18 protein-coding genes are annotated in these 21,914 nt (G+C 68.0%); 7 read left to right on the top strand and 11 right to left on the bottom strand.

The genetic code is table 11. The annotated features are described in order from the left end of the window. The first annotated feature begins 53 nt into the window (after positions 1-53). A complete protein-coding gene (locus FSV73_RS12550) occupies positions 54-1,469 on the top strand; it encodes a PLP-dependent aminotransferase family protein (RefSeq protein ID WP_145008198.1) in 1,416 nt (471 codons plus the stop codon). Here the strand turns inward: FSV73_RS12550 and FSV73_RS12545 are convergent. Continuing rightward, entirely contained in the window at positions 1,466-2,272 is an 807-nt protein-coding gene (locus FSV73_RS12545) for an amino acid ABC transporter permease (protein ID WP_145008197.1), read from the bottom strand. The genes FSV73_RS12550 and FSV73_RS12545 overlap by 4 nt on opposite strands. After that, entirely contained in the window at positions 2,269-3,090 is an 822-nt protein-coding gene (locus tag FSV73_RS12540) for an ABC transporter substrate-binding protein (RefSeq protein ID WP_145008196.1), read from the bottom strand. The genes FSV73_RS12545 and FSV73_RS12540 overlap by 4 nt, the downstream gene beginning before the upstream one ends. 100 nt (positions 3,091-3,190) lie before the next feature. Here FSV73_RS12540 and FSV73_RS12535 point away from each other — a divergent pair, with 100 nt between their 5' ends. The 4 genes from FSV73_RS12535 (at position 3,191) to FSV73_RS12520 (ending at position 8,542) form a co-directional block, all read left to right on the top strand. Next, a complete protein-coding gene (locus FSV73_RS12535) occupies positions 3,191-4,093 on the top strand; it encodes a homocysteine S-methyltransferase family protein (protein WP_145008195.1) in 903 nt (300 codons plus the stop codon). Between the two features lie 412 nt (positions 4,094-4,505). Continuing rightward, positions 4,506-5,840: a CitMHS family transporter gene (locus FSV73_RS12530; RefSeq protein ID WP_145008194.1), complete on the top strand. Its 1,335-nt coding sequence runs from the start codon at positions 4,506-4,508 to the stop codon at positions 5,838-5,840. Positions 5,841-5,953: 113 nt separating this feature from the next. Continuing rightward, the gene (locus tag FSV73_RS12525) at positions 5,954-6,706 is read left to right on the top strand and encodes a TerC family protein (protein WP_145008193.1); all 753 of its coding nucleotides are present in this window, start codon (positions 5,954-5,956) and stop codon (positions 6,704-6,706) included. 165 nt (positions 6,707-6,871) lie between these two features. Beyond that, positions 6,872-8,542 carry a Na/Pi cotransporter family protein gene (locus tag FSV73_RS12520; RefSeq protein ID WP_145008192.1) on the top strand — a complete coding sequence of 557 codons (1,671 nt, stop codon included), beginning with the start codon at positions 6,872-6,874 and terminating at the stop codon, positions 8,540-8,542. Between the two features lie 218 nt (positions 8,543-8,760). Here FSV73_RS12520 and ampC read toward each other — a convergent pair whose 3' ends face one another. Then, positions 8,761-9,921 carry a class C beta-lactamase gene (gene ampC / locus FSV73_RS12515; protein ID WP_145008191.1) on the bottom strand — a complete coding sequence of 387 codons (1,161 nt, stop codon included), beginning with the start codon at positions 9,919-9,921 and terminating at the stop codon, positions 8,761-8,763. A 169-nt stretch (positions 9,922-10,090) separates the two neighbouring features. Between ampC and FSV73_RS12510 the strand changes: the two genes are divergently transcribed. Beyond that, positions 10,091-10,993, top strand: a complete 903-nt coding sequence (locus tag FSV73_RS12510) for a D-hexose-6-phosphate mutarotase (RefSeq protein WP_145008190.1) — start codon at positions 10,091-10,093, stop codon at positions 10,991-10,993. A 588-nt stretch (positions 10,994-11,581) separates the two neighbouring features. Here the strand turns inward: FSV73_RS12510 and FSV73_RS12505 are convergent. Further along, entirely contained in the window at positions 11,582-12,565 is a 984-nt protein-coding gene (locus tag FSV73_RS12505) for an asparaginase (RefSeq protein ID WP_145008189.1), read from the bottom strand. A gap of 161 nt (positions 12,566-12,726) precedes the next feature. Beyond that, on the bottom strand, positions 12,727-14,181 hold the full coding sequence (locus tag FSV73_RS12500; RefSeq protein WP_145008188.1) for an alanine/glycine:cation symporter family protein: 1,455 nt from the start codon (positions 14,179-14,181) through the stop codon (positions 12,727-12,729). A gap of 271 nt (positions 14,182-14,452) precedes the next feature. Between FSV73_RS12500 and FSV73_RS12495 the strand changes: the two genes are divergently transcribed. Further along, entirely contained in the window at positions 14,453-15,241 is a 789-nt protein-coding gene (locus FSV73_RS12495) for a helix-turn-helix domain-containing protein (protein ID WP_145008187.1), read from the top strand. On the opposite strand, the gene FSV73_RS12490 is transcribed toward FSV73_RS12495, so the two are convergent. From FSV73_RS12490 to FSV73_RS12465, 6 genes are all read right to left on the bottom strand, one after another. Then, positions 15,238-16,446, bottom strand: a complete 1,209-nt coding sequence (locus FSV73_RS12490; RefSeq protein ID WP_145008186.1) for a GGDEF domain-containing protein — start codon at positions 16,444-16,446, stop codon at positions 15,238-15,240. The genes FSV73_RS12495 and FSV73_RS12490 overlap by 4 nt on opposite strands. 143 nt (positions 16,447-16,589) lie before the next feature. Next, positions 16,590-17,690 (bottom strand): polyamine ABC transporter substrate-binding protein, encoded by a 1,101-nt coding sequence (locus FSV73_RS12485; protein WP_145008185.1) that lies wholly within the window; start codon positions 17,688-17,690, stop codon positions 16,590-16,592. 23 nt (positions 17,691-17,713) lie between these two features. Then, entirely contained in the window at positions 17,714-18,745 is a 1,032-nt protein-coding gene (locus tag FSV73_RS12480) for a histone deacetylase family protein (protein WP_145008183.1), read from the bottom strand. Between the two features lie 114 nt (positions 18,746-18,859). Next, the gene (locus FSV73_RS12475; protein ID WP_145008181.1) at positions 18,860-19,219 is read right to left on the bottom strand and encodes a cupin domain-containing protein; all 360 of its coding nucleotides are present in this window, start codon (positions 19,217-19,219) and stop codon (positions 18,860-18,862) included. 45 nt (positions 19,220-19,264) lie between these two features. Next, complete coding sequence (locus tag FSV73_RS12470; RefSeq protein WP_145008179.1) at positions 19,265-20,266, bottom strand: AraC family transcriptional regulator; 1,002 nt, start codon at positions 20,264-20,266, stop codon at positions 19,265-19,267. Positions 20,267-20,365: 99 nt separating this feature from the next. After that, positions 20,366-21,799 (bottom strand): aspartate ammonia-lyase, encoded by a 1,434-nt coding sequence (locus FSV73_RS12465; protein WP_145008177.1) that lies wholly within the window; start codon positions 21,797-21,799, stop codon positions 20,366-20,368. Between the last annotated feature and the right edge of the window lie 115 nt (positions 21,800-21,914).

Raw genomic sequence — 21,914 nt, 5'->3', positions numbered from 1 at the left:
CAGCTTTGGCTCCCTGTAAGAGCCAATTCCCGTGACTTTCAGGGTGCCAATCCATGCTGGAATTCGATCCCTCGGGCCTGGTGCTGAAACCCGGCCAGGGCCTGGCGCGGCAGCTTTACCTGGGATTGCGCGAGCGCATCCTGGGCGGGGAGCTGGCGGCCGGGGTGCGGCTGCCGGCCAGCCGCGAGCTGGCGCGGTTGCTGGGCCTCTCGCGCAATACAGTGACCGCCGCCTACGACCAGCTGCTGGCCGAGGGCTTCCTCGACAGTCGCCCGGGCGATGGGACCTATATCGCCCCCGTGGCCCAGGCGCTGGCCGGACCTGCTGCTGCCACCAGGACCGCGCCCCCGTCCCCGGCCAGCGTACCGCCCGGAGCGCCTTGCGCCTTCCGCGTCGGGCTGCCGGCAATGGATCTGTTTCCCTTCGCCACCTGGGCGCGGCTGCAGCAGCGCTTCTGGCGCCAGCCGGAACCGGCACTGCTGGGTTATCGCGAACCCGGTGGCGAGCCACGGCTGCGGCGGCTGCTCTGCGCCTATCTGCGCCAGGCGCGCGGGCTGGTCTGCACGCCCGAGCAGATCCTCATCACCAGTGGCGCCCAGCAGGCTATCGAACTCTGCGCCCGGCTGCTGCTGGCCCCAGGCGCCCTGGTGGCGATGGAGGATCCTGGCTATCGCGCCGCGGGCCTGGCGCTGCAGAGCGGCGGGGCACGGCTGCAGGGGGTGCCGGTGGATGCGGCGGGGCTCCAGGTGGAGCGCCTGGCTGACCAGCCGGACTGCCGGCTGGTCTATGTCACCCCTTCGCACCAGTACCCCACCGGCGCCGTACTCTCCCTGCCGCGGCGCCTGGCGCTGCTGGACTGGGCGCGGCAAGCGGATGGCTGGATCGTCGAGGACGACTACGATGGCGAGTACCGCTACCAGGGTGCGCCCCTGGCGCCCCTGGCCGCACTGGATCGCCACGGCCGGGTGCTCTACGTCGGTACCTTCTCCAAGATCGCCTTTCCCGGCCTGCGGCTGGGCTATCTGGTGGCGCCGCCAGCGCTGGTGCCGGAACTCCTGGCCCTGCAGCGGGCCGGCATCCGCCATCTCGACAGCGCCACCCAGACGGTCATGGCCGACTTCATCGAGCAGGGTCACTTCCAACGGCACATCCGCCGCATGAGACGCGCCGCGCGCAGCCGCCGCGACGCCCTCCTGGCCGGCTGGCCCCAGGTCGCCGGTTGCGCCGCGCCGGGCGTCCCGGTAGCCGGCCTGCACCTGTGCCTGCCGGTGTCAGGCCTGGCCCGCGAAGCCGAGCTGGTGGCCCAGGCGGCGGCGGTTGGCGTCGAGCTCAATCCCCTGTCGCGCTACTGGCTACCCGGAGGCCCGACCCCGCCCGACGCCCGCGCCGGCCTGGTGCTGGGCTTCGCGGCGGTGCCGGAGGCGCGGATCGTCGAGGCCTTGGCCAGGCTGCGGGAGGCCTGGGCCTAACGCCCCCGATACGCCTTCCCATAGTGCCTTTCCAGGCGCGACTGTAGGAACTCCATCGCCAGCGACAGCAGCCAGTAGAGCACTGCCGCGGTGGTCAGCATTTCCAGGTAGCGATAGCTGGAGCGGCCATAGGACTGGGCGAGGAACATCACCTCCCAGACACCCATCACCGAGACCAGCGAGGAGTCCTTGAGCATGGAGATGAACTGGCTGGTGGTGGGCGGGATGATGCTGCGCATGGCCTGGGGCAGGGTGACGCGCCAGAAGATCACCCGCGGCGCCAGGCCCAGGGCCAGGGCCGCCTCGCGCTGGCCGGGCGGCACGCCGAGCAGGCCGGCGCGGAAGATCTCGCTGAGGTAGGCGCCATAGTTGAGCGACAGGGCGAGGATGCCGGCGCTGATGGCGCCCGGTACCACGCCGATCTGTGGCAGGCCCAGGTAGATCAGCAGGATCTGGATCAGCAGCGGGGTGCCGCGGAAGAAGGAGGCGTAGAAGGTGGCGACGCCATAGGCCAGGGCGCTGGACGACAGCCTGGCCAGCGCCGCGGCGAAGCCCAGCAGCACCGACACCAGGATGGAGCTGAGGCTGAGGAACAGCGTCAGCGCCGCGCCCTGCAGGAAGCCGTTGGGACCCAGGCGCCAGCCCACCAGGTTGGGCAGGCGCGGCCAGACGCTGGCGAACTTGAGATCGAAACCGAGCACGAAGACCACGCCCCCGGCCAGCAGCGCCAGCCAGGTCAGCCAGACGCGGGTACGAAAGCTCAGCAGGGGGCGGCGCTGGTCTGGGGGTGGTAGCTCGCTCATTGGGTGATGTCGGCGCCGATCCACTTGTCGGAGATCCGCTTCAGGGTGCCGTCCTGGCGCAGGCCGTCGATGATCTCGCGCAGTTTGGCGGCGAATTCCGCATCCCCCTTCTCGATGGCCACGGCGTTGGGCTCGGCATAGAGCGGCGCGCCGGCCAGCTTGAACTTGCCGTCCTGGGCGATGCGCGGCTGGGCGGTCACCAGGTTGGTCAGCACGGCGTCCAGGCGCGTGCCGGCGCCCAGCGCCAGATCCTGGAAGGCGACGTTGTCGTCGGGGTAGGGCACCACCTGGACGTTATCGAAGGGATAGCTCAGCGGCTGGTCCTCCTGGCCCTCGATGGTCAGGTCCTTGTTCAGGTAGCTCTCGTAGGAGGAGGCACTGGTGACGCCGACCTTCTTGCCGGAGAGATCCTTGCCAGCGTGGATGCGATCATCACCACTGTTGACCACGATCACCGCTGGGGAGGCGTAGTAGTTGACCGGGAAATCGAATACCTGGGCGCGCGCCTGGCTCGGTGTCATGGAGCAGATGCAGACGTCGTAGCGACCGCTCCAGCGACCGGCGGCGATCACGTCCCAGGAGGGCGTTTCCAGGCGCAGCTTGACGCCCAGCTTGTCGGCCACCGCCTTGGCCACGTCCACGTCGAAGCCTTCCAGCTGGTTCTGGGCGTTGAGTTGGGAGAAGGGCGGATAGCTTTCCATGAGCACGTTGACCAGTTCGCCCTTGGCCTTGATGCGGTCCAAAGTAGCGCCGGCGGTGGCCGAGGTGGCGACCAGTGCCAGGGTCAGGCCTAAGGCCGATAGCAGAGCGGTTCTCATGGGGGCGTCCTTTGCAAAGGGAGACAGGGCCTGGTATTAGAGAGATATGAGAACCGATATTGAACTCTGTTTTAGTTATAAGGAAAAGTGAAATCCCTCTATGGCCAAGATGAATCTCGTTCTTCTCGACGGTGGCATGGGGCGTGAGCTACAGCGGCGCGGGGCCCCTTTCCGGCAGCCGGAGTGGTCGGCCCTGGCGCTGAGCGAGGCGCCGGAGCAGGTGGAGGCGGTGCATCGGGCCTATATCGAGGCCGGCGCCCAGGTGATCACCAGCAACAGCTATGCGGTGGTGCCCTTCCACATCGGTGAGGCACGTTTCGCCGCCGAAGGCGAGGCCCTGGCCGCGCGGGCCGGGCAACTGGCGCGGCAGGCGGTGGTGGCCAGCGGTCAGCCGGTGCGGGTGGCAGGGTCGCTGCCGCCGCTGTTCGGCTCCTATCGGCCCGACCTGTTCGAGCCGGCGCGGGTCGACGACGTCCTGCAACCGCTGATTCGCGGCCTGGCGCCCCATGTCGATCTCTGGCTGGCAGAAACCCAGAGCTCCCTGGCCGAGGTGCGTGCCATCGCCGCCGGGCTGCCGGACGATGGCAAGCCGCTGTGGCTGTCCTTCACCTTGAAGGACGAGGAGGTCGACGAGGTGCCACGGCTGCGTTCGGGCGAACCGGTGGCCGAGGCCGCGCGCCTGGCCGTGGAACTGGGCGCCGGCGCCCTGCTGTTCAATTGCAGCCAACCCGAGGTGATGGCCGCGGCGCTGGATACCGCGCGCCAGACCTTCGTCACGGCGGGAATCGAGATTCCCTTCGGCGCCTATGCCAACGCTTTCCCACCCCAGCCGGCAGAGGCCACCGCCAACGACGGCCTCGACCCCCTGCGCCCCGACCTCGATCCGCCCGGCTACCTGAGCTTCGCCCAGGACTGGCAGGCACGCGGGGCGAGCCTGATCGGCGGCTGCTGCGGCATCGGCCCGGAGCACATCGCCGTGCTCGACCAGCGGTTGCGCGGCTGAGGACGCCAGGACGCTGCGCCGCCGTGGCGTCCCGTCACCTGCGCCGGCAGGCGCCGGACGGGCATCACCTTCTCGAGGGTCGCCGGCCGCTCTCGCCAGGTGCGCAATGGGTGCCGGTCCGCGGCACCGAAGGCCACGTCGGCCGCCGCAACGACCGACGCCCCGAGTGACATCCCGCAACATCCCCTGGCCACCACGCAAGGCTGGCGAAAGGTTGACCTCTTAGGATCCAGGCAAGACCCGCCTCCGTGAGCGGGCGACGTGCCTACAAAAATAACCAGGATCCTTGCCATGTCGTACCTGTCCCCCCGGGCGTCCCTGCGCGCCACCGTCCCCTGGATTTTCGCCCTCACCGCGCCGCTGCGCCGCGGCTGAACCCTCCTTCCTTTCGCGAATATCCAGAGGTATCCCCATGCTGACTTTCCTCGGCTTCGCCATGGTCATGACCTTCATGTACCTGATCATGACCAAGCGCCTGTCTCCGCTGATCGCCCTGACCATGGTGCCGATCGCCTTCGCCGTGCTGGCCTGGGCGCTGTCCAGCGAATTCGCCAGCCTCGGCCACGTCAAGCTCGACGCCCTCGGCCCGATGATGCTCGACGGTATCCGCAAGCTGGCGCCCACCGGCGTGATGCTGCTGTTCGCCATCCTCTATTTCGCGGTGATGATCGACACCGGCCTGTTCGATCCGGCGGTGCGCTGGATCCTCAAGCTGGTCAAGGGCGATCCGCTCAAGGTGGCCCTGGGCACCGTGTTCCTCACCCTGGTGGTGTCCCTGGACGGTGATGGCTCGACCACCTACATGATCTGCGTGGCCGCCATGTTCCCGCTGTACAAGCGCCTGGGCATGAATCCGCTGATCATGACCTGCCTGATGCTGCTCGCCAGCGGGGTGATGAACCTGACCCCCTGGGGTGGTCCGACCGCCCGCGCCGCCAGTGCCCTGCACGTGGATCCGGCCGACGTCTTCGTACCCATGATCGCGCCCATGCTGCTGGCCATCGCCTGGCTGTTCTTCCTGGCCTACCTCTATGGCCGCAGCGAGCGCGCCCGTCTGGGCATCCTGCAGATCGGCGAGACCGAAGGCGCCGACGTCACCGTGTCCCAGTGCGCCGAGGCCCGTCGCCCGCACCTGCGCTGGTTCAACGGCCTGCTGACCCTGGCGCTGATGGCGGCGCTGATCGTCGGCGTGCTGCCGATGCCGGTGCTGTTCATGATCGCCTTCGGCATCGCCATGATCGTCAACTACCGCTGCCTGAACATGCAGAAGCAGCGCATCGCCGCCCATGCCGAGAACGTGCTGGCGGTGGTCTCGCTGATCTTCGCCGCGGGTATCTTCACCGGCATCCTCTCGGGGACCGGCATGGTCGACGCCATGTCCAAGGGCCTGCTGGCGGTGATCCCGGACGCCCTGGGCCCGTACATGGCGGTGATCACCGCCCTGGTCAGCCTGCCGTTCACCTTCTTCATCTCCAACGACGCTTTCTACTTCGGCGTGCTGCCGGTGCTGGCCGAGGCCGCCGCGGCCTATGGCATCAGCCCGGTGGAGATCGCCCGGGCCTCCATCGTCGGCCAGCCCGTGCACCTGCTCAGCCCCCTGGTGCCTTCCACCTACCTGCTGGTGGGCCTGGCCAAGGTGGAGTTCGGCGACCACCAGCGCTTCACCCTGAAGTGGGCCACCGTGACCTGCATGATCCTGCTGGCCGGCGGTTTGTTACTGGGTGTGTTTCCGCTGTACAGCCGCTAGAGTTTTAGCCACTGGACGACTAGCCTAGCCGGCTGTTCGAAAACGGCGCGTCGCCCGAGGCGCCTTTTCCACTAGAGCGTGCCCGAGACACGCCTTCCACGAGAGGATTTGCAATGGAGTGGTTGACCAACCCGGAAATCTGGGTCGCCTTCTTTACCCTGACGGCCCTGGAGATCGTCCTGGGCATCGACAACATCATCATGATCTCCATCCTGGTCAGCCGCATGCCCAAGCACATGCAGGCGCGGACCCGCTTCTTCGGCCTGGCCCTGGCCATGGTCACCCGCATCCTGCTGCTGCTGTCCATTACCTGGGTGATGCGCCTCACCGCCGATCTATTCTTCGTCTTCGGCCAGGGCATCTCCGGGCGTGACCTCATCCTCTTCTTCGGCGGCCTGTTCCTGCTGTGGAAGAGCAGCGCCGAGATCTACCACGGCCTGGAGGGCGAGGAAGAGCAGGACGAAGACGCGCCGGCGAAGAAGGGCAGCGGCTTCATCGGCACCATCATCCAGATCGCCATCATCGACATCGTCTTCTCGCTGGACTCGGTGATCACCGCGGTCGGCATGGTCAGCCATGTTCCGGTGATGGTGGCGGCGATCATCGTCGCGGTGCTGGTGATGATGCTGGCGGCCGGCGCCATCAGCAATTTCATCGACAAGCACCCGAGCCTGAAGATGCTGGCGCTGTCCTTCCTGATCGTGGTCGGTACCGTGCTGATCGCCGAAGCCTTCGAGGTCCACGTGCCCAAGGGCTACGTCTACTTCGCCATGGCCTTCTCGCTGGCGGTGGAAGCCATCAACATCCGCCTGCGTGGCAAGGCCAAGGCCCGCGAGGCGGTCAAGCTGCGCAAGGAACAGATCTGAACCCAGCGGCGGAACCCGACCGGGTCTCCGCCGCCTAATCCAGCAGGTCCCCCGCGAGCCCGAAGGTGCCTCATCTTCGGGCTCGCGCGTCTGTGCACAACGGTCATTACGATTTTGTGACAAGCTCGCCAGGAGCTCTTGGACACGCGCCGGGAGGGCGCCACGATGCTGACACTGCTCAACCTGCTATCCGCCGTGTCCCTGTTGGTCTGGGGCACCCATATCGTCCGTACCGGCATCCTGCGGGTATACGGCGCCAGCCTGCGCCGGGTGCTCAGCCGCAGCATGCAGCGCATGCCGCTGGCCTTCCTCTCCGGCATCGCCGTCACCGCCCTGGTGCAGAGCAGCAACGCCACCGCGCTGCTGGTGACCTCCTTCGTCGCCCAGGGCCTGGTACCGCTCACCCCGGCGCTGGCCATCATGCTCGGCGCCGACGTGGGTACCGCGCTGATGGCGCGGGTGCTGACCTTCGACCTGTCCTGGCTGTCGCCGCTGCTGATCTTTCTCGGCGTGGTGTTCTTTCTCGGTCGCAAGCAGACCCGCGCCGGCCAGCTCGGCCGGGTCGCCATCGGCCTGGGCCTGATCATCCTGGCGCTGCAGCTGATCGTTGAGGCGGCGTCGCCCATGACCCACGCCGCCGGGGTCAAGGTGCTGTTCTCCTCGCTGACCGGCGATGAACTGCTCGACGCCCTGACCGGCGCGGTCTTCGCCATGGTCTCCTATTCCAGCCTGGCGGCGGTGCTGCTGACCGCCACCCTGGCCGGCTCCGGGGTCATCTCGCTCAAGGTGGCGCTGTGCCTGGTGGTGGGCGCCAACCTGGGCAGCGGCGTGCTGGCCCTGATGGGCGCCGCCAAGCAGGGCGTGGAAGCGCGGCGGGTGGCGGTGGGCAGCCTGCTGTTCAAGCTCGCCGGTTGCATCCTGGTGCTGCCCTGGATCGGCCTGCTGGCCGACTGGCTGCAGGGCTACGACTTCAACGAGGCCGAGGTGGTGATCGGCTTCCATGTCGCCTATAACCTGGTGCGCTGCCTGCTGTTCCTGCCCCTCACCGGACCCCTGGCGCGCTTCTGCACCGCCATGCTGCCGGCCAAGGACAGCGCCGAGACCATCCTGCGCCCGCGCCACCTGGACACCGCGGCCTTGGATACGCCGGCCCTGGCGCTGACCAATGCGTCACGCGAGCTGCTGCGCATGGGCGACGTCATCGAGCAGATGCTGCAGCACCTGCTGGTGCTGATCAACGCCGGCGACAAGCAACTGGCGCGGGAGGTGCGCCGCCTCGACGACGACGTCGATGCCCTCTACACGGCGATCAAGCTGTACCTGGCGCGCATGCCCCGCGACGACCTGGACGAGCGCGACAGCCGGCGCTGGGCCGAGACCATCGAACTGGCGATCAACCTGGAGCAGGCTGGCGATCTCATCGAGCGCATGGCCAGCGACGTGGAGAGCAAGAAGATCGCCGCCCGCCGCTCTTTCTCCGCCTCGGGCGTGGACGAACTCGCGGCCCTGCACCGGCTGCTGGTCGACAGCCTCAAGCTGTGCCTGTCGGTCTACCTGTCCGGCGACCTGGACGCCGCACGGCGGCTGCGCCGGCTCAAGCAGCGCTTCCGCCTGCTGGAGCGGCGCTACGCCCATGCCCATGTCGAGCGGCTGCACCAGCAGGTGGTGGAGAGTTTCGAGACCAGCTCCCTGCACCTAGGCCTGCTCAGCGACATGCGTCGGGTCAATTCGCTGTTCTGCAGCATCGCCCACGGCGTGCTGGAAGCGGCCGACGCCGGTTATGCCACCGAGCACGAGCTACCGGTGGAAGGGCGGGAGGAGGCGGACGGGGTTTGAGGGTGCGGTTTGACGCGCGGGTTCGTGGATGAGGCTGCGCCGGCATCCACCCTACGGGTTGTTCGATTATCGCGGCCTTAGACCGTAGGTTGGGTTGAGACAGCGCCATCGTCGCAGCCCAACATCGCCTGGGTCCCGCGACGATGTTGGGCTTCGCTGCGCTCAACCCAACCTACGGCTGCCTCGGCAGAGCGCCATGGCTGCGACAACCTCTTCGCTTACTGCACCCGGCGATCGAGCTGCTGCAAAATCCGCCAGGCTGTCTCGATCCGCGCCGGGATCGGATAATTGCGGTTGGCCAGGATCACCAGGCCGAGCTGGCGCTCCGGGACGAACAGCGCATAGGCGCCAAAGCCGTTGGTGGAGCCGGTCTTGTTCAGCAGGCGGGCGCCGCTGGCGGGCAGTGGCGGGTGTTGCCAGTCCACCGGCTGTGGTTCCAGGGCCATCGCCGGGGTGTTGCCGGCCAGCAGCTGGGCCTTGGGCAGGGGATAGGCGTAGGCCTCCCAGCCCAGGCCCTGGGTCAGGGGGCCGCTGCGGTAGTAGCCCTGTTGGGTGGTGGTGAGCGCCTTGGCCAAAGGCGCCGGTAGACGTCCCGGATTCAGATGCGCCTCGACGAAGCCCAGCAGATCGCCCGCGGTGGTCTTGATGCCGTAGGCCTCTTCGGCATAGACCCCGGGATTGACCCGCAATCGCTCGCCATTCTTGCCATGGCCCCAGGCGTAGTGGCTCTGCATGGTCGAGGGAACCTGCAGATAGGTGTGGCCGAGGCCCAGAGGGCTAAGCACGAGGCGTTGTAGCGCCATGGCATAGGGGGCGTTCAGCCGCTGGGCGGCCAGGGCACCGAACAGGCCGATGCTGGCGTTGGAGTAAAGACGCCGGCTGCCGGCGGGGAAGGGCGGCTGGAAATCGCGGTAGAAGGCGGCGGCCTGGGCTTCGCTGGTGACGCTGTCGGGGAATTGCAGCGGCAGGCCGCCGGCGCTGTAGGTGGCCAGCTGCAGCAGACTGGCCTGGCCGATGGCGCTGCCGGCCAAGGCTGGACGCACCTGCGCGGCCGACTCGTCCAGCCGCAGGTGCCCGGTGACCGCCGCATAGGCACCCAGGGTGGCGGCGTAGGTCTTGCTCAGGGAGCCGATCTCGAACAGGGTGGCGGCGTCCACCGGCTGGCCGCTGCGGCGGTCGGCGGTGCCGAAATAGTAGAGCCGGCGCAGGCCCGGCGCGGTGACGCCCACCGCCAGGCCGGGGATGTCCTGCTCGGTCATGACCGCCTTGGCGGCTGCCCGCACCTCGTCGTCGAGGCTGGGAGCGGCCTGGGCCAGACCGGGCAAGGCCAGCCCGAGGAACAGACCGAAGGAGAGATGAGCGCGAGGGGTGCCCGACATGGCCGGTCAGTTCCTGAGGGAGGGGCCTGACAGTCTAGCCGGCACGGCGCTCGCGGCGTGAGACGCAGGTAGCTGTGCGAGATTTTGCCCAGGGCGCGGTCTATGCCTGGCTGGAGCCCGGTCATGGACTGGACTACAGTCGCCTCTTCCCTTTTCCAGGAGTCATCCCATGTCCGCTGCCCCCCTCGTCGAACAGATCCAACTGGGCCAACTGCCCGTCTGGCGCATCCGCGTCGGTCAGGCCGAAGCCCTGGTGGCCTGCCAGGGCGCCCATGTGCTGCGCTACGGCTTCGACGGCGAGCCGGACATCGTCTGGGGCAATCCGGAAGCCGTGTTCGAACCCAGTACCCCGATCCGCGGCGGCATCCCGGTCTGCTGGCCGTGGTTCGGCGACCTGCTGAAGAATCCGGCCGCGGTCCAGGCCATGTGCACCACCACCGCGGATGCCCCGGCCCACGGCCTGGCGCGGCAGGTCGCCTGGCAGGCCGGCGGCGTCGAGGTGGACACCGATCGGGTGCGTCTGGACTTCCACCACCGCACCTCCGCGGAGACCACCCCCGGCTGGCCCCATGCCACCGAGCTGAGCCTGAGCCTGAGCGTGGGCGAGCGCCTGGAGCTGACCCTCAGCGTGCGCAACCTGGAGGATCAGCCGCTGGTGCTGAGCCAGGCGCTGCACACCTATTTCGCCGTGAGCGACGTGCGCGAGGTGGGCATCGAAGGCCTGGCCAATGCTGACTACTACGACTGCCTCGACGGCTGGACGCGCAAGCGGCAGAACGGCGAGCCGACCATCACCGGCGAGACCGACCGGGTCTACGTTGGCCTGCCGGCACGCCTGGCGATCCGTGATGCCCAGTGGCAGCGCCGGCTGTTCGTCGAGACCCGCAACAGCCATTCGGCGGTGCTGTGGAATCCCTGGATCGACAAGGCCGCGCGCCTGAGCCAGTTCGCCGACGACGCCTGGCCCGGCATGCTCTGCATCGAGACCGCCCGGGTGATGGACGACGTCCTCACCGTGGCACCGGGCGCGACGGCCGAGATGGCGGTGAGTCTGTGGCGCGAAGCGCTGTAGGAGACTGAGCGGGCGCCTGGGGCGTCCCTCACCCCGACCCTCTCCCAGGGGGAGAGGGGGCGTTCAGGCGGGATTCCGGTGCGGTGAGCTTTTCGCTGTCAGGCGTCAGGCGGGCCCTCACCCTGGCCCTCTCCCTTAGGGAGAGGGGATGCTCATAGGGACTCCGGTGCGATGAGCTTTTGGCTGTCAGGCATCAGGTGGACCCTTACCCCGGCCTCTCCCGGAGGGAGAGGGGGCATTCAGAGGGGCTCCGGTGCGATGAGCTTTTGGCTGTCAGGCGGACCCTCACCCCGGCCCTCTCCCTGAGGGAGAGGGGGCGCTCGGGGGACTCCGGTGCGGTGAGCTTTTGGCTGTCAGGCATCAGGCGGGCCCTCATCCTGGCCGTCTCCCAGAGGGAGAGGGGATGCTCCGATAGAGGTTGGCGCGGGGGTGATGATCCTGTCGAGGGCAAGCCTGGATCCAGGCCAGGATAAAGCAGGCTAGCGGGCGGCAGAGGTCACACAGGATCCCGCCCGAAGCCGACCCAAACGCCCCCTCTCCCCCTGGGAGAGGGCCGGGGTGAGGGAGCAGCCACCCCTCAGCCGATGATCACAACTCCTCGCACAGATTCCGCCCGATCCACTCGGCTACCACCGCGCGCTCCAGGCCGCAGCCGAGCAGGGCGTGCAGCTTGCCCAAGGCGGCTTCGCGGGTCATGCCGCGGCCGGAGATGACCCCGGCGTCGGCCAGGCCGCTGCCCGCGGCGTAGGTACCCAGTTCCACGGTGCCACGGGCACCCTGGCTGAGGGCGACCACGGGAACCCCGGCGTCGCGCAGTTCAGCGAGGGCGGCGAGAAAGTCGGCGTCGTCCGCTGGCCCCGTGCCGCTGCCGTAGCATTCCAGCACCAAGCCCTGCACGCCACTGCCCGCCAGACCGCGCAGGACCGCGCCATCGACACCCGGGAACAGCGGCAGCACCGCCACCCGTACCGGCTGGCGCGGCTGGTCGCAGCGCAGGGCAGCGGGAGTCGCCACCAGGGCCTCGCCACTGCGTGGCCGAGCACTTTCCACGAAGGCCTTCCAGCCGCTGCTGGCCTGCTTGGTGCAGCGCGCCGCGGGTAGGCGTTCGCCATGGAATTGCACCTGCACGCCGGGGGCGAGGCCCCTGGCGAAGGCAGCGAAGCTGTCGGCCAGGTTGCCGTCGGCGTCGCTGTCCGGCACGCCGGCCGGCAGCATGGAGCCGGTCAACAGCACCGGAATGGCCAGGCCCAGCAGGCGGAAGGCCAGGGCGGCGGCGCTGTAGGCCAGGGTATCGGTGCCGTGCAGCACCAGCACGCCGCGGCAGGCCGGGTCCGCGGCGGCGGCGAGGATGGCCTGGGCCATGCGCTCCCAGGCGACGGGGGTCATGTTGGCGCTGTCGATCAGCGGCAGCAGCTCCTGCAGCCGCCAGGCCGGGGCGCCCAGCGCCGGACGACTCGCCAGCAGGGCCTCGATACGGGCCTCGAAACCGGCGGCGGGGGCCAAGCCGGCGCTGGTCTCTTGCATGCCGATGGTGCCACCGGTGTAGAGGATGTGCAGGTAGGGTGAGCTCATGCGGGACTTCCTGATAGGACTGCCCCCACACGAGGTGGGGGCAGACGAGCGAATCTTGGTTCGGGGCCGTTGGGCTTCGGCGATGGAGCCGCCTCAACCCAACCTACGGGTGACGTAGGTTGGGTTGCGCGCAGCGAAGCCCGACGTGGCCGCCGCGGCGATCAGTGCGCCTGGCGCGGCTGGGCGGCGCGGGCTTCGGCGACAGTCTCTTCCAAGCGTTCCAGCGCCGGCCAGGCCTGGCGATCCAGGTCCAGGTCGCGGAACTGGTCGGCGTCGAACACCGGCTGGTCGACCCCGGCACGGCGCTGGGCGTCGTAGTCGTTGAGGATACGCATGCCGACCTTGATCAGCATGGCCAGGGCGATCAGGTTGACGAAGGCCAGGCAGGTCATGGTGATGTCGGCGAAGGCGAACACGGTGGTCAGGTTCTGCATGGAGCCCCAGCAGATCAGCACCAGCACCAGGCCGCGATAGCCGAGCAGCACGGCCTTGCCGCGGCCGAGCAGGTAGCGCAGGCCGTTCTCGCCCAGGTAGATGTTGTAGAGGATGCAGGTGAAGACGAACAGCGACAGGGCGACGCTGATGAAGATGCGCCCCCAGTCACCGACCACCGCAGCCAGGGAGTTCTGGGTCAGGACGATGCCGTCACCCTCGAAGCCGGGGGTGTAGAAGCCCGACAGCAGGATCAGCAGGGCGGTGCAGGTGCAGATGACGAAGGTGTCGAGGAAGACGCTGAAGGCCTGCACCACGCCCTGGGCAGCCGGGTGCTTGACCGCGGCCACCGCGGCGACGTTGGGCGCCGCGCCCAGGCCGGCTTCGTTGGCGAAGACGCCGCGCTTCACGCCCATGGTGATGGCAGCGCCGAGCAGGCCGGCGAAGGCCGGTTCCAGGCCGAAGGCGCTCTTGACGATGGTCAGCAGGGTGCCGGGGACCAGCTCGATCTGGGTGACGATCACATAGAGGGTGACGGCGATGTAGGCCAGGGTCTTGACCGGCACCAGGATGTCGGAGACCGCGGCGATGCGCTTGATGCCGCCGATGAACACCAGGCCCAGCAGGATGGCGAGGGCGATCCCGGTGTACTGCACCGGCAGGCCAAAGGCGTTTTCCAGCGAATGGGTCACGGTGAAGGACTGCAGGCCGACGAAGGCGAAGCCGTAGGTCACCAGCAGCAGGGCGGAGAAGGCCAATGCCATCCAGCGCTTGTTGAGGCCGTGCTGGATGTAGTACGCCGGACCGCCCACGTAGAGGCCGTCGCCGTCGGCGCGCTTGTAGACCTGCGCCAGGGTGCACTCGAAGAAGCTGCTGGCCATGCCGACCAGGGCGGTCACCCACATCCAGAACACCGCGCCCGGGCCCCCCAGGGTCACGGCCAGGCCCACGCCGGCGATGTTGCCGGCACCCACGCGACCGGCCAGGCTCAGCATCAGGGCCTGGAAGGAACTCAGGCCATCGCCGCTGTTGCGCAGGGAGTCCTTGAAGACGGTGAACATGTGCGGGAAATGACGGACCTGCACGAACCGCGAGCGCAGGGTGAAATAGCTGCCCAGGCCGACGATCAGCACGATGAGCACGTGGCCGGACAGGAAGTCGTTGAGCATTTCTAGGTAGTGCATGGAGAATCCTCGAGCATGCTAGTGATGCCCCAGGGCCGGCTCGCACGCCGTGGGGCTATTATTGTGGGATACCCCTGCCAGAGCCGTCCCCGTCATGGGGATACGACAGGAACGGGCTCTGGCAAGGATCGGTCCGCGCGGATCGGGCAGTGAATCGGACCGGACGCCTAGGTTCGGCTATCCCACCGGCGTGGACAATTCCGCGCCTCGCTTCAAAATGGCGCGACTTGATGCTAGTTTTCCGGCCGTCTGTCAAGTTCGGGCAGGGTTCATGAGCGACTTTTCCGCCAATCTACAGCTGCTCTGCCAGCATCACCGCTCGATTGCCGCCGTCTGTCGCGCCGTCGGCATCAACCGCGCCCAGTTCAACCGTTACCTCAACGGCCAGAGCCGCCCATCGCCCTACAACCTCCAGCGACTGGCCGCGTTCTTCGCCTTGCCGGTGGCCGATCTGCAGTTGCCGCACCGCCAGTTCGAGGCGCGGCTGGGCGAGCCGGCCGGCCGCGAGGCGAGTTGGGCCGGACAGACCCTGGCGCTGCTGGCGAGCCGCCAGGAAGGCCTGGCGCGCTACCAGGGCTACTACCTCGAGTACTATCCCTCGTTGTCCACCCCGGGCATGGTGCTCTGCGGCCTGGTGCGGCTGTTCGAGGAGCAGGGGGTCTTTCGCTACGTGCGCTTCGAGCGGCTGCGCCGCCAGGGCGAGGCCACCAGCCAGGCGCGCTTTCGCTACCTGGGCCTGGCCATGAGCCTGGAAAGCCGGCTGTTCTTCACCGATTACGAGTCCCTCACCGGCAACGAGCTGTCGCAGACGGTGCTGCTGCCCAGCGCGCGCAACCGTATCGACCGGCTCAACGGCCTCAAGCTGGGCGTCAGCGCCTCCGACCGGCGCGAGCCGGCCTGCACCCGGGTGGTCTGGGAGTACCTGGGAACCCGGCCACAGCGCGGCCAGGCCTATGGCCGGGTCGGCCTGTACGACTGGCAGGATGCCCGGCTGGACGAGGACCTGCGCCAGCGCCTGGGCAGCGCCACGCTGGTCGAGCGGGTCTATCGCCTGGGCTAGGACCGCTCGGCGAGCCTGGTCGGCCGTCGATCGCCGTTCTCCAGGCAGGCGCGGTCGCGACCCGACTGCTTGGCCCAGTAGAGCTGCCGGTCGGCGGCCTCGATGAGGATCCCGGCGCCTTCCTGGCCCAGGCAGCCACAGGCGCCGCCGATGCTCACGGTCACCCGGGCACCGCCGTCGACGTTGCCCGGGTGGGGAATCTCCAGCTGGCGTACCGCTTTCAGCAGCCGCTGGGCCAGGCGTTCGGCGCTCTCGTCGCACGGATGCCGGCAGAGAATGGCGAACTCCTCGCCGCCATAGCGGGCCAGGCAGTCGCCCGTGCGCAATTCACCGCCCAGGGCGGTGGCGACCTGCTGCAGGCAGCGATCCCCGGCCGGATGCCCGTAGTTGTCGTTGAACGCCTTGAAATGGTCGACGTCGATCATCAGCAGCAGGGCTGGCTGAGTCTGGTTGCGGGGCGGCGCCGTGGTGAGGGCCTGCATCAGCGCCCGGCGATTGGCCACCCCGGTCAGGGGGTCGGTGGCGGATTGCTGCTCCAGGAAGCGATTGGCGGCGGCCAGCTCCTCGTTGCGCAGCCGATCGCGCAGGATCAGCAGATAGCCCTGGCGGCGGGCCCTTTCCATCCAGAAGTTGGCGAGCAGGGTGAAGACCACGGTGGCGAAGGCGAGGGTGAACACCAGCGAGGCTTCCTCCGCGTTCAGCCGGTGTACCTGGGTCGCCGCGCCGATGGCCAGCAGGGCGACGGCGCTGTGCACCGTGGCCTGGCGCAGGGGGGGCGCGATGCAGCTGTTGGTATAGAGGGTCATGAGCGGCAGGGTCGCCAGCCAGAGCGCGCGGTGGGCGGCGTCGGTGGTGACGATCTCGAACAGCGGCGGTGCATAGGCCAGCAGACTGGGCAGGATGCCCAGCCACTCGCGCGACGGATGCTCGGCCGGCATCAGCTTGAGGGCCAGCAACACGGCGCCGCCACCCACCACGACCAGGGCGCTGAGCAGGCTGATGATCCAGAAGGCATCGGTCATCAGGATCCAGTCCCAGACCGAGAAACTGGCATAGGCCAGGATGGCGACCGTCAGGCTGATGCGCAGGTGACGCCGACGCGAGCGGGCGATGTCGCGCTGGTAGTGGCGTTCCAATAGCGGCTCGAAGCGCAGTGCCCAGAAAGGGCGCGTCAGCGCTCGGTCCAGCGAGAGAATGAGGGGCATCGTGCCGTACCTGGCAGAAGGATCCGATGGATCACTTGACCACAATCAGTCTCTTAGTGCGATAGATGGTTCCCGGAAGGAAAAGGGGAGGCGCCGAATGGTAGCCCTTGGCTACCATTCGGTCTATTGTGGACCTCCTGCCTTCAACCACCGGACTTGATGCGACTCCAGGCCCGGGTCCGGACCCGCTCGATGGGCTGGGGTAGCGGCTGCACCACATAGAGCTTCTTGCGCATCTCGGCGGTAGGCACCAGGTCGGGATTGTCGCGGATGGCGGCGGTCACCAGGGGCATGCCCGGCCGGTTGGCGTTGGGATAGCCGAGGTAGTCGCTGATCCCGGCGATCACCTTGGGTTCGAGCAGGTAGTTGAGGAAGGCATGGGCCTGGTCGACGTTCGCCGCGCTGGCGGGAATGGCCCAGGTATCGAACCAGATGGGTGCGCCCTCGCGCGGCAGGCGCCAGTCCACCACCACGCCATTGCCAGCCTCCTTGGCGCGATTGCCGAACTGGTAGAAGCTGCCCGAATAGCCCACCGCCACGCAGAGGTCGCCGTTGGCGATGTCGGTCATGTACTTGGTGGAATTGAAGTAGGCCAGGTAGGGACGGATCTTCAGCATCAGCGCCGTCGCCTGTTCGTAGTCCTTGGCATTGGTGCTGTTGGGGTCCAGGCCCAGGTAGTGCAGCACCACCGGCAGGATGTCCGAGGGCGAATCCAGCATGGCTACGCCGCAGCTCTTGAGCTTGGCCATGTTTTCCGGCTTGAACACCAGGTCCCAGCTGTCCACCGGTGCGTCCGCCCCCAGCGCCGCCTTGACCTTGGCCGGATTGAAGCCGATGAGGATGGTGCCGTACATATAGGGCACGCCGTACTGGTTGCCCGGGTCGTTGACCTCCAGCAGCTTGAGCAGCTCGGGATCGAGATTCTGCCAGTTGGGTAGCTTGCTCTTGTCCAGCTTCTGGAACACCTTGGCCTTGATCTGGGTTTCCAGGAATTGGTTGGAAGGGATCACCAGGTCGTATCCGGAGTGCCCGGTGAGCAGCTTGGCCTCCAGCGACTCGTTGCTGTCGAAGGTATCCCAGGTGACGCGGATGCCGGTCTGCTTGGCGAAGTCCTTGGGCGTTTCGGGCAGGATGTAGTCGGCCCAGTTGTAGACCCGCAGTTCGCCGGGATCGGCGGCCTGGACGGCGGTGGCGAGCAGGGCGCCGCCGAGCAGGGCGGTGAGCGGACGCAGGAGGCTGTGCATGGTCGGATTCCTCGCGATAGGGATCAGGCGCCGTCGAAGGCGGCCAGTACGTTCACCGTGTTGATGCCGATCTCCGCCACGGCGTAACCGCCTTCCATGACGAACAGGGTCGGCAGGCCGAGCCGCGCCAGGCGTTCGCCCAGGCGCAGGTAGTCGTCGCTCTCCAGCTTGAACTGGGAAATGGGATCGGCCTTGAAGGTATCCACGCCCAGGGAAACCAGCAGCAGGTCCGGGGCATAGTCCTGCACGCGCGCCAGCGCTACCTCAAGGGCGGCGCTCCAGCTGTCCCAGGCGCTGCCGGCGGGCAGCGGCAGATTAAGGTTGAAGCCCTGGCCCGCCCCGCTGCCGGTCTCGTCGGCATAGCCGAGGAAGAAGGGGAATTCGAAACCGGGATCGCCGTGCAACGAGAGGAACAGCACGTCGTCACGCGCATAGAAGATGTCCTGGGTGCCATTGCCGTGGTGATAGTCCACGTCGAGGATGGCCACCCGCCGGGCGCCGCCGTCGAGGGCGGCCTGGGCGGCGATGGCCGCGTTGTTCAGATAGCAGTAGCCGCCCATGACGTCGGCCGCGGCGTGGTGGCCCGGCGGGCGACAGAGGGCGAAGGCGCTGTGCGCGCCTCCGGCGACCTCGGCCCCGGCACTCAGCGCCACCTGGGCGGCGCTGTAGGCGGCCTGCCAGGTGCCGGCGGTGATGGGCGCGCCGCCGTCGAAGCTGTAGTAGCCCAGGCGGCCATGCAGGCTGGTGGGTGGCAGTACCTGGCGCAGGGTGCGCGCCGGCCAGGTATAGGGCAGCAGGTCCACTGTCTCGCCGCGAGCCGCCCATTCGTCCCAGGCGCCGGCGAGGAAGGCGAGATAGGGGGCACTGTGGATACGGGCCAGGGGCGCCCGGCCGAAGTCGTGGGGCGCTACCACCTCGCCTAGCTGGCGGCGCTGACATTCGGCGAGGATGAATTCGACGCGCTGGGGCTTCTCGAAGCAGGGCTGCAACTGGCCATCGATCAGTTCGCAGCGGCCGTGGTGCAGGGCGTGATCGAGACTGTGGTGGATGCGCATGGCGACTCCGGGCGGCGGGCTCTCCCCTGATTCTTGCCAGCCTGGCGCCCCGCGACGAGAGGCGTAGCGGCCAAAAGGGGATAGATCCGGCCAGATTGCACCCGGCGCCGGTCCTCAATTGCCCTTGGCTTCGTACACCACGAAACGCTTCAGGGTCGGCTCCAGCACCTCCCAGGTGCCCTGGAAGCCGCGTGGTATGACAAAGCTGCTGCCGGGCCCGAGACGGGTAGCGTAGCCCTGGTCATCGGTGACCAGACTCACCCCTGCGAGGATCTGGCAGTACTCCTCTTCGGTGTAGTTCACCCGCCAGGTGCCCACGTCGCTATGCCAATGGCCGACGGCGAAGACGCCACTGGCATCCTCGTATTCCAGCCAGAGGCTTTGCAGCGGATCGCCTTCCAGGCGCTTTTCCGCCGGCAGTCGGTATTGGGCGGTGGGTTGGCCGCGTTCCGCGAGCAGCTTCAGTGAAGGCATGGAGCATCCTCCTGGGGAGTGGAGCGGCTCGGCATACGCCGACCGCTAGAGCCGATAACCCCGCGGCGATTGTCCGCTCCAGCGGCGGAACGCTTGGCGGAAGCTGGCGGTTTCGCTGAAGCCCATCACCTCGGCGATGCGGTAGATGGGCAGCCGCTCCTGGGCCAGCAGGTCGCGCGCGCGCTCGAAGCGCAGTTCATCGAGCAGCTGCTGATAGCCACTGCCGGCGGTCTGCAGGTGGCGGCGCAGGCTGCGCGGGGCCATGCCGAGATGGCTGGCCAGGGCCTCGAACGAAGGCGGCGCGGCCAGATCGGCGTTCAGCAGGGTGCGGATGCGCGCGAGCAGGGCGCGCTGGCGATCCTGCTCGGGAGCCAGGCGACCGCACTGCGCCAGGGCATCGCGGTGGGTCACCGGATCGGCCAGTGGCAGGGAACGCTCCAGCCAGGCGGCCGGAAAGGCCAGGCTGTTGCAGGGCGCGGCGAAGGCCAGGGGCGTGGCGCCGAAGCAGTCGGCATAGCGTGCGCGGTAGGCGGGCTCGGGGTGCCGAAAGGCCACCTGCACCAGGGGCAGGGGCGTACCCAGGAGGTCGCAGCAGATCGCCAGGAGCGAGGCCAGGCAGCATTCGGCGTTGCAGCGCTCCAGTTCCGGCGCGAAGGGATGGTCGTCGGCCCTGAGCCAGGCCAACTCGCCGTGGCGCTCCAGGCGCAGGGTGAAATAGGCGCCCAGCAGGCTCTGGTGGGCCATGGCTACCTGGAGCGCCGCGCCCAGGGTCGGGGCGCTGAGCAGGGCATAGCCGAGCAGGCCGTAGCCGGAGACGCGCAGCCGCCAGCCCAGCAGCAACCCCAGCTCCGGCGGGGCGGCCGGCAGGGCATTGGCGATGACCCGTTGTTCCTGGGCCAGGGTGATGAGGTGCTGGGGGCGCTCCAGGTCGTCCAGCCGCAGACCGCTGCCTAGCAGCAGGGGAGCGGCCCGGGCGGGCGTGTCGGCACCCAGCTGCTGGAGCACCAGGGACACCAGGTTGAGGTTGATCAGGCCGGACTGACGCATGCGAACACTCCCCGGGGCGATGGCAGCCTTCCAAGCAAGAAGGATACCGCGCCCGCGGGGAGTTGCCGTGGGTTGGCGCTCAGGTCTGGCGTAGTGGGCTCAGACCTTGGCTTTCAATGGTACGAGCCGCGGCGCGATCATGTTTTCCGGGCGCAGGATGTCGTCCAGGGTCGCCTCGTCCAGGAGGTTCTCCTCGCGCACCAGCTCCAGTACGCCGCGACCGGTTTCCAGCGCCGTCTTGGCGATGCGGGTGGAGGTCTCGTAGCCGAGGTAAGGGTTGAGCGCGGTGACCAGGCCGATGGAGTGCTCCACCTGGCGGCGGCAATGCTCGACGTTGGCGGTGATACCGGTGATGCAGTGCTCGCGCAGCATGTCCATGGCGCGCTGCAGCAGGCGGATGGAGTCGAAGATCTTGTAGGCGATCAAGGGCTCCATGACGTTGAGCTGCAGCTGGCCACCCTCAGCCGCCAGGGTCAGCGCCAGGTCGTTGCCGATGATCTCGAAGGCCACCTGGTTGACCGCCTCGGGGATCACCGGGTTGACCTTGCCCGGCATGATGGAGCTGCCCGGCTGGCGCGGCGGCAGGTTGATCTCGTTGATGCCGGTGCGCGGACCGCTGGAGAGCAGGCGCAGGTCGTTGCAGATCTTAGACAGCTTCACCGCGGTGCGCTTGAGCATGCCGGAGAACAGCACGAAGGCGCCCATGTCCGAGGTGGCCTCGATCAGGTCGGCGGCGGGCTTGAGCGGCTGGCCGCTGATGTCGGCCAGGCGCTGCACGGCGAGCAGCTGGTAGCCGGGATCGGCATTGATGCCGGTGCCGATGGCGGTGCCGCCCAGGTTGACCTCGGTGAGCAGCTCCGGGGCCAGGCTCTTCAGCCGCGCCAGGTCTTCGCCCAGGGTGGTGGCGAAGGCATGGAATTCCTGGCCGAGGGTCATGGGCACCGCGTCCTGCAGCTGGGTGCGGCCCATCTTCAGTACTTCGGCGAATTCCACGCCCTTGGCGGCGAAGGCGGTGATCAGGCTGTCCAGGCTGGCGAGCAGGGCGTCGTGGCCGAGCAACAGGCCCAGGCGGATGGCGGTGGGGTAGGCGTCGTTGGTCGACTGCGCCATGTTGACGTCGTTGTTCGGGTGCAGGTGGCGATACTCGCCCTTGGCGTGGCCGAGGATCTCCAGCGCCACGTTGGCGATCACCTCGTTGGCGTTCATGTTGGTCGAGGTGCCGGCGCCGCCCTGGATCATGTCCACCACGAACTGGTCGTGGAATTCGCCGCGGATGATGCGCGAGCAGGCCTCATTGATCGCCTGGTGCTTTCCCGCCGGCAGGTGGCCGAGACGGTGGTTGGCGTCGGCCGCGGCCTGCTTGACCATGGCCAGCGCCACCACCAGCTTCGGATAGTGCCCGAGCGGCACGCCGGAAAGGCGGAAGTTCTGCACGGCGCGCAGGGTCTGGATGCCGTAGTAGGCCTCGGCGGGGACGTCGAGGGTACCGAGAAGATCTTTTTCGAGGCGGACGGGTGATGCAGAGTCGGACATGATAGCGTTGGGCTTCGATCAGGCGGCGGGCGCCGCGATGCCCTAGAATCTAGGCCTGCCAGCTGATCTCGGCCAATGCCGATCCGCCAAGCCTCATGCCGGATCGGCATAACTT

This window comes from Pseudomonas oryzihabitans, assembly GCF_007665395.1.
GTDB lineage: Bacteria > Pseudomonadota > Gammaproteobacteria > Pseudomonadales > Pseudomonadaceae > Chryseomonas > Chryseomonas psychrotolerans_C.
The sequence above is the reverse complement of the archived record's forward strand: the minus strand, read 5'-3'. Positions and strand labels throughout refer to the sequence as shown.